The sequence below is a fragment of the Novosphingobium organovorum genome, assembly GCF_022832435.1.
Lineage (GTDB): Bacteria > Pseudomonadota > Alphaproteobacteria > Sphingomonadales > Sphingomonadaceae > Novosphingobium > Novosphingobium organovorum.
The window spans coordinates 1-5,264 of the sequence record NZ_JALHLF010000171.1; the positions used below are offsets into that span (position 1 = coordinate 1).

4 protein-coding genes are annotated in these 5,264 nt (G+C 69.4%); 3 read left to right on the forward strand and 1 reads right to left on the reverse strand.

The features are described from left to right. The 3 genes from MTR62_RS19805 to MTR62_RS19815 all read left to right on the forward strand — a co-directional run. A partial coding sequence (locus tag MTR62_RS19805; RefSeq protein WP_244024183.1) for a cellulose biosynthesis protein BcsC occupies positions 1–3,114 on the forward strand: 3,114 nt, incomplete at its 5' end. Beyond that, positions 3,115–3,576 (forward strand): cellulose biosynthesis protein BcsD, encoded by a 462-nt coding sequence (bcsD, locus tag MTR62_RS19810; RefSeq protein WP_244024185.1) that lies wholly within the window; start codon positions 3,115–3,117, stop codon positions 3,574–3,576. It abuts the gene before it with no gap. After that, positions 3,566–4,627 (forward strand): glycosyl hydrolase family 8, encoded by a 1,062-nt coding sequence (locus tag MTR62_RS19815; protein WP_244024187.1) that lies wholly within the window; start codon positions 3,566–3,568, stop codon positions 4,625–4,627. Before bcsD ends, MTR62_RS19815 begins: the two co-directional genes overlap by 11 nt. A 9-nt stretch (positions 4,628–4,636) precedes the next feature. Here the strand turns inward: MTR62_RS19815 and MTR62_RS19820 are convergent. Next, positions 4,637–5,264: homoserine dehydrogenase (locus tag MTR62_RS19820; RefSeq protein WP_407672716.1), on the reverse strand; the 628-nt coding region annotated here is incomplete at its 5' end.

Below are 5,264 nucleotides of genomic sequence, written 5' to 3' on the forward strand. Positions count from 1 at the left end.
CGCGCCGGTGAGGCGCGCGTCGCCGGCTTCGATGCGCTCAACGCCGACCAGCTCGACAGCGCGGCGATCCAGTTCCAGAAGGCGCTCGCGGTCAACAGCCGTGACGCCGACGCGCTGGGCGGCCTTGGCATCGTGCGCCTGCGCCAAAAGCAGTTCGCCGAGGCCGCCGACCTGCTCGGCCGCGCCTCGCAACTGGGCAAGGCCAGCCAGTGGGCCGAAGGGCTCGCCTCGGCGCGCTACTTCGCGGGTATCGCGCAAGGCCAGGCCCTGCTTGCCAGCGGCGATCTCGCCCAGGCGCAGGCCAAGGCCGAGGAACTGGTCCGCTCAGGCTACGCCGAGCCCGCGCCCGCGCTCGAACTGCTGGCACAAGTCTACGAAAAGCAGGGCCGCTACGCCGATGCCGCCGATCTCTACCGGCAGGCCTCGGAAGGCAAGAACGTCGATGAAAAGCGGCTCCAGATGCGCGCCGCGCGCGGCCGCGCGCTGGCCGCTGCGGCGCGCGGCGACGATATTGGCGCCATCCGCGAATTCCAGTCCGGGCTCATGGCCGACCCGAGCGATCCCTGGATTCGCTACGAATTCGCCGAATTCATGATCAAGCGCGGCCGCGTGCCCGAAGCCGAATCGCTGCTCCACGCGCTGGTCAGCAACGGCGGCGCGGATTCGCTCTACGCCGCTGCCCTGCTCGATGCCGACCTTGGCCGCGCTGGCGAAGCCGAGCGGCTGATCTCGATGATCCCGGAAACCCAGCGCACCGCACCGATGCGCGCCTTCGCGATCGGGGTGAAGACCGATGCGGCAATCGCCCGCGCCCGCGCGCTGGCCAAGACCGGGCAGAGCGCCCAGGCCCTCGCCGCGCTGCGCCAGCTGGCGCAGATGCGTTCGATCCCGGTGGGCAAGCAGGCCGCGATCGCCAGCGCGCTCGTCGACCTCGGCGATGCCGACAGCGCCGCGCAGCTCGCCCAGCGCGCCATGACCGGCGACATCACGAACATCACGGACTACGAAGGCCTGATCGGCGTCCTCGTCCAGACCGGGCGCGACGATCTGGCGCAGGCCGCGCTCCAGCGCGCGGGCCAGCTCGCCGGGTCGAGCGCCGAAGGCCAGCAGGCCTATGGCCGGATGCAGGCCACGCTCATGGTCAGCCAGGCCGACCGCGCGCGGCTCGCCGGACGCTTTGCCGAAGCCTTCGACATCCTGCAGAGCGCCTACCGCGCCGCGCCGGACAATGCCGCGATCCTCGCCGGGCTCGCCCGGCTCTACCAGAACGGCGAGATGGCCGCGCGCGCCGCGCAGACCTGGCAGCTTTACCTCGCCCGCAAGCCGGGCGACAAGGATGGCCTGATCGGCCTTGCCCAGACTGCGCAGATGGCGGGCGACAAGGACCTGTCGCAGCAGGCCGCGAGCCAGTTGCTCAAATCCTACCCGCAGGACTATCAGGTCTACATCGCGCTGGCCGACGTCGAACGCGCGGGCGGCAACGAGCGCCGCGCGCTCGCCTACCTCAAACAGGCGCGCGCGCTTTACGCCCGCCAGACCAATTCGACCAGCGTGGCCGCGCTTGGCGGCAATCCCTTCGCCAACCTGCCCGGCGATGCGGCCAACCCGTTCCGCAACCGGGCAAGCACCCCCGCCCCGCAGGCGGTCAACCCCTTCGCGCTCGGCGGCGGCACCCGGCTGCCCGATGCGGCCCCCGCGAACACCGGCTATGGTGCGCAGGGCTATCCGGGCCAGACCTATGCGGCTCAGGCCAACGGGATGCAGGCCAGCGCCTACCCCGCCAACGCCCCTGCGCCGCAGAGCGCCGCGTCCTACGGCGCGCCCGCCGCCTTTGCCGGGGCGGGCGCCGGAATGCAGGGCGTTGCCGGACCGGGCACGAGCGCGCTGCCCTACACCTCCGCCAGCGCATCGCCCCCGGCCTCGGGCACGCCGATGGTCGCCACTGGCGGCGATCCGGTGCTCGCCCAGATCCAGTCCGAGATCGCTTCGATGTCGCAGGATGCCGGACCGCGCGTCGATGTCGAGACCGGCTTTCGCAACCGTTCGGGCGAGACCGGGCTCAGCCAGCTCAACGAGATCAAGGGCTCGGCCAAGCTGTCGACCAGCGCGCTAGGCGGGCGTGTTTACGCGAAGGCCGAGGCGAGCGTGATCGACGCCGGACGCCCGACCGGATCGGGCCTTGCGCGCTTTGGCACCAACGCCACGATCGAAGCGCAGGCCATCGTCGATGAAGAGGAATCCGATCTCGCCGACGCCAACAGCCAGCACGCCTCGGGCGTCGCCTTCTCGGCGGGCTACGAAAGCGATGCGGTGCAGGCCGAAGTCGGCACCACGCCGGTCGGCATGGGAACGACCAAGGTGACTTTCCGCGCCGCCGCGACCCCCAAGATCTCGCAGAACGTGCGGGTCAGCGCCTTTGCCGAACGCAAGCCGGTGACCGATTCGGTGGTCTCCTATGCCGGCACGCGCGATCCGGTCACGGGTGAGCGCTGGGGCCAGGTCATGCGCTTTGGCGCGGGCGGCGGGCTGTCCTACGACCGCGAAGGCAGCGGCGTCTACGGCGATGCGCGCTACTACCGCTTCAACGGCACCAATGTGGCGAAGAACGAAGGCTTCGAGGCCAACGTGGGCGGCTACTTGCGCGCCTGGAAGGGGCGCAACGCCACGCTGACGGTGGGCATGAACGTCAACTACCAGGGCTACGACAAGAGCCAGAACTATTTCACGTTCGGCAACGGCGGCTACTTCAGCCCGCAGAGCTTCCTGTCGATCGGCTTCCCGATCACCTACGCGATGGAGAACGATCGCTTCATCACGCGCGCCACCTTCACGCCGGGCCTGCAAAGCTACAGCCAGGACGAAAGCCTGCTCTACCCCACCGATCCCGACGCCCAGGCCGTGCTCGACAGCCTGAAGGCCCAGGACAGCGACGTGCGTTCCTATTACGACGGGATCAGCAAGACCGGTTTCGCGTTATCGGCAGGAGGCGAACTTTACTACAAGCTGAGCCCGACCACCCGGATCGGCGGCGAGGCCAGCTACAACACCTTTGGGACTTACAACGAATTGCGTGGCTTGCTCGGCGTTCGCCAGAGCTTCGGGAGTACCAACTAAATGAAGATGCAGGCATTCCCCACCCCCCGCCAGCGCCCCGACGATCTTGGGCTGGGCGGCCTTGCGCTGCTCGCGCTCTCCGCCGCGGACGAAGTGTGCGAGGCAGTGCCCGAATTGCAGGCGCACGGTTTCTTCGTCGCGATCGGCAAGCGCATGGCCGCGCTCGAGCCGCTCGACGGTGTGAACGATGCCGCCGCGCTGTCGATGCGGATCAACGAATTCTGGCACGCGCTCGACTGGGGCGAGATCGAACTGGTGCTGGCGAGCGACGGGATCATCGTGCGCCACCGCGACCTGCCCACCAGGATCGCACCCGATCCCAAGGGCCACTGGTCCGCCATGCTGCTCGGCGTGCTCGAAGGCGCCTACGACTGCTGGTTCCGCGCGCTGGGCAGCGGCCCCGCGCTCAAGACCCGCGCCGAATGGAAGGGAGAGACGCTCGAGCTTCGCCATGGCCGCTGAACCCCGATCGATCGACCGGCGCACGTTTTCCCTCGGCATGCTGGTGGCGCTGGCCGCGTGCAACCGCAGCGAAAAGAGCGAGGCGGCCATGACTTATGGCGCGTCCTCCCGCTTCCCGTCCTCCTCCCCCACGGCCATGACCACCGCAAGCTTCTGGACCCAATGGCGCGACCGTTTCGTCTCCCCCGAAGGGCGCGTGGTCGACACCGGCAACGGCGACATCAGCCACTCCGAGGGGCAGAGCTACGGCCTCTTGCTCGCGCTCCAGGCGGACGACCGCGCGACGTTCGCGCGCATCGCCAGCTGGACCGAGGCCAATCTCGCGCGCAGCGACATGGCGCTCTACGCCTGGCGCTGGGACCCGCAGACGCGCGGGGTGACCGACGCCAACAACGCGACCGACGGCGACATCGTGATCGCCTGGGCGCTCTCGCTCGCCGCGCAGCGCTGGGCCGAGCCGCAATGGGGCGAACGCTCGGCAACCGTGCGCGCCGCGATCCGCCAGCACTGCGTGGTGAGCCGCTTCGGCCGCCAGCTGCTGCTGCCCGGCGTGGCAGGCTTCGTCGAAAGCGACAAGGTCGTGCTCAACCCGTCCTATTTCGTGTGGCCCGCGCTCGACCATTTTGCCCGGATCGACGGCATGGCGGCGTGGAACCCGGTCATTTCGGATGGCGAGGACCTGCTGCGCCTGGCCCGTTTCGGCGCGCACAAGCTACCGAGCGACTGGATCGTGGTCAGTGGCGAAAAGGCGGTCGCCCCCGCCCCCGACAAGCCGCCGCGCTTTGGCTACGATGCGATCCGCGTCGCGCTGTGGGGGGCGCAGGGCAACCGCAGCGCGATCACCGCACCGATTGCCAGCTGGTGGCGCTCGTGCCTTGCCCAGCACCGCCCGATCCCCGCCTGGGTCGACGTGGTGACCGGAGAGGAGGCGAACTACGCGCTTTCGAACGGCGGCGCGGCGATTGCCGGGCGCCTGCTGGGCACCGCCTCGCCCACCCAGCTGTCCGAAGACTACTTCGCCGCTTCGCAGCAGCTGCTCGCGCAGAGCTGATCGACGTAACTACAAGCCGCGTTCGAGGATCAGTTCGAAATCCTTGAGCGCGGCCGAAGCGGTAGCCATCGGCTCGGGCCCGCCGCCCATCGTCAGGATTTCGCCCATGCAATCGGTCTCGACCCGCAGCGCCTTGGTCTTGCCCGGAATATGCGCAAAGGCATCGTCCAGCGGATAGGTTTGCACCGCAACCGAAGCGGCGGGCTTCGCGCCGGTGAGATCGAGCCGGCCGACAAGGCGCGGCACCCGCCCCTCCCCCTGCCAGCGGGCGACTTGCTCGGGCGTCACCGCATCGATCCCCGAGACCGCGACATCGGCCAGTTCAAGCCCCGCATCGAGCCCGAAATTGGCAAGGATCAGCAGCTTGCAGGCGGTGTCCCAGCCTTCGATGTCGCGGCTGGGATCGCGCTCGGCAAAGCCGCCGCGCTGCGCTTCGCCCAGCGCCTCGGCGAATGTGCAGCCCCGCGCCATCATCGCGTTGAGCAGGAAATTGGTGGTCGCGTTGAGCACGCCTTCAAGCCGCAGCACGCGCGCACCGCGCAAGCTGACCTCGAACAGGTCGATGGTCGGCAGCGCGGCCGCGGTGGCCCCGCTGATGCGCAGCGCCGCGCCCCGGTCGGCCGCCAGCTGGCGCAGC

Excerpts from the sequence above, each read along its gene's own strand:
- bcsD (WP_244024185.1), top strand. The coding sequence starts at position 3,115 with ATGAAGATGCAGGCATTCCCCACCCCCCGCCAGCGCCCCGACGATCTT.
- MTR62_RS19815 (WP_244024187.1), top strand. The coding sequence starts at position 3,566 with ATGGCCGCTGAACCCCGATCGATCGACCGGCGCACGTTTTCCCTCGGC.